The sequence below is a fragment of the Bacillus sp. TL12 genome, from assembly GCF_022625245.1.
In the GTDB taxonomy this organism is placed as follows: domain Bacteria; phylum Bacillota; class Bacilli; order Bacillales; family Bacillaceae_G; genus Bacillus_A.
Window position 1 is genome coordinate 1 of the sequence record NZ_JAJJBY010000117.1, and the last position, 2,699, is coordinate 2,699.

The 2,699-nt window shown below is 32.3% G+C and carries 3 protein-coding genes; all 3 read right to left on the bottom strand.

Annotated elements, in window-relative coordinates; translation table 11 throughout:
- A partial coding sequence (locus tag LOK41_RS27740; protein ID WP_241819315.1) for an NAD(P)-dependent oxidoreductase occupies positions 1 to 356 on the bottom strand: 356 nt, incomplete at its 3' end.
- Between the two features lie 397 nt (positions 357 to 753).
- Entirely contained in the window at positions 754 to 1,770 is a 1,017-nt protein-coding gene (locus LOK41_RS27745; RefSeq protein ID WP_241819316.1) for an NAD-dependent epimerase/dehydratase family protein, read from the bottom strand.
- A gap of 127 nt (positions 1,771 to 1,897) precedes the next feature.
- A complete protein-coding gene (locus LOK41_RS27750; RefSeq protein WP_241819317.1) occupies positions 1,898 to 2,479 on the bottom strand; it encodes a Crp/Fnr family transcriptional regulator in 582 nt (193 codons plus the stop codon).
- Between the last annotated feature and the right edge of the window lie 220 nt (positions 2,480 to 2,699).

Below are 2,699 nucleotides of genomic sequence, written 5' to 3' on the forward strand. Positions count from 1 at the left end.
TTTTTATCTCCTATAATATTAAGAGAAGCTCCTGTAACTCCAATATATCTCTTAATATCCTTTTCTTTCATTACTTCAAGTATATCTCTGGTAACTTTGCTATATATAGGTGTATCTCTCATAGGTTGACCAAAGCAATTTATAACAATAAGACAACCTTCGAGTAGTTGTCTTATTGCATCTACATTCTCCGCAGTACCTGTTACAATCTCAACTTTATCATCGTTATATTTTAAATTTTTAGGATTCCGAACAAGCATACGAACTTGGTAGCCATTTTTTAACAATTCTGAAGCTATATAACGTCCTACCTTACCAGTGCCACCAATTACAGCTATTTTATAAGGATTATCCATTCCATCACTCCTAAGAATATATAAGTAAACTCAATCCTTCCGAATTAAATTCTTATTTTACAATCTTGTCCTTTTTACAATTAATAATATTTATCATTTTTCTTTATATTTCAACATAAATTACCTATTTGTTCTGAAGTTTTCTTTTAACGCCTTAAATAACAAAATAGATTGCAACCGAAATGGAAGTCTGACAATAATCATTGTCACATTGTTAAAAGCAATGCTAATTATAATCTTATTTTAGGAACCCCGCCACGTTGTCATCAATCTAGTACTTTGAAGTGTCCCCAAAACAAAAATTTTATTATTTTGCAGTTATTTATAAGAATTTAGCTCATTTTTTTCGTTTTGGGGAACAATGCATTTCTTAAGTTGATGGGCATGGATGCTACCCCTATAAGGATTTTTTTCTTAGGCTAGCAAAAAACCGTTTAAAATACTCTTCTAATGCCACTTCACCCAACTTAGGATTAAAATTCAAATCCTGTCTTGATGTGGTAAGGTCATAGTGTCTATTTATTCCACCATAATATAATTCTACTTGACTTCTAAGTAGTGATGGCTGAGTATTCTTTTCCTTTGCTTCAAATTCAAGTTTATCAGCTAAATTTAACAACTGTTCTTTAGTATATTTTTGTGGTATCTCAAGATTAGGAATAAATTTTTTTGCAATTTTAATGATATCATCTGAAGTTACAGGCTCTTCATTAGCCAAGATATATCTTGTACCCCTTACACCTTTTTCCGCTGCAGCAATCATACCTTTCACAACATCAGTTACATCTATTGGCGTCATTTCACTTATATAGTTAACTTTCATCTTTCCTAAAAGAATACTATCGAAGGCCAGTATGGTTGGAGTTTTCTTTAAAAACTCTCCACCAATCATTGCACCAGGAAGAACGCTAACCATATTCAAATCATATTTTTCTGCCAGCTCCCAAGCTGTTCTTTCAGCTCGTGCTTTTGAATCAAAGTATGCATTTCCATGACTGTTTTCAAGCCATGTAGTTTCATCAATTTTACCCTTTAAGTTTGTCTTGTCCAATGACAATGCTGCTACGGAGCTTACATATACTATTTTTCTTACATTTGCTTCTTTAGCAGCCTCCATTATATTTTGAGTTGCCTCAACATTAGGAATAATTATCTCTTTTTCAGGATCTTGTGCCCAATGTTTAAATACAGCAGCTACTTGATATAAGGTATTCACTCCATCAAGTGCTTTATGAAGTGAGGCTTTATCCCTCAAATCGGCGTAGACGATCTCACAATCAAGGTCTATAAATGGTTCTTTGTCATTTAAATCTCGTACACTTGCTCTAACAGTTTCTCCTCTTTTTAATAATTCCCTTACCAAGTTGTTACCCAAATGACCATTTGCACCTGTTACCAAGGAAATTTTCTTCATAAATAAATCCTCCTAAATCAGTGATTACACCAGTTATCATAATGCGATAATAGCCTGTTGTAATTGACATATGTAAATTGCAATAAAAAAACACCAAATACTTTTATTTGATGTTTCCTAAAAACGTTTATTCTATTTTCATACTTCTCTTAATTCTACTAAGTGAGCTTGCTCTAATTCCAATATAAGAAGCAATATATGATTGATTTATTCTACTTTCTAAAGAAGAATACTCTCTTTTAAACTCCATGTATCTTTCCAGTGCATCTTTCATAAGTAACGCCTGTTCTCGATTTAGCATACCAACAAGAATCTTCTGAATATAATTAGTGAATATAACCTTCATTTGATTAGTTTTCTTCATACCTTGGTCTATGGAATTATACGGAATAACTACGCAAATGCTGTCTTGCAGGCTTTCTACATTAAAGCTAGCTTCTTCAACTCTTAATAAACCCTCTGCACAGGCAAATTCCGTTTCAGCTGCAAAACATTTTGTCACATCATTCCCTGCAGCATCTATATAATAGCCTCTCATAATTCCTTTATGAATATAATACAGTGAAGAAACTCTTTGCCCCTGCCTTAAAACAATTGTATCCTTTGGTACCATCTTTATATCAGCTGTTGAATTGAATAAGTATTTTAAATCTTCTTCCAACTCCAGCTTCAAACCAGCTTCAATATAATCACTCGGCTTATTAAGCATAATTCATCACCTCTATAAACATATAATTCATCACCTCTATAAACATATAAGGCATATCCTTTATCCACAATTTACTATTATAGCATTTAACCATGTCAAGCAACATTTACAAATAATAAAATAAGTAATGATAAAGGTGAATCAATTCAAAATGATAATGAAAAAAGGGTTCTGTTGCGAAGTTTTGTTAAGGTTAAGTGGTGCCAACAAAAAGTTGTAC

Coding starts and splice junctions, on each gene's coding strand:
- LOK41_RS27745 (WP_241819316.1), bottom strand. CDS start 1,770: ATGAAGAAAATTTCCTTGGTAACAGGTGCAAATGGTCATTTGGGTAAC.
- LOK41_RS27750 (WP_241819317.1), bottom strand. CDS start 2,479: ATGCTTAATAAGCCGAGTGATTATATTGAAGCTGGTTTGAAGCTGGAG.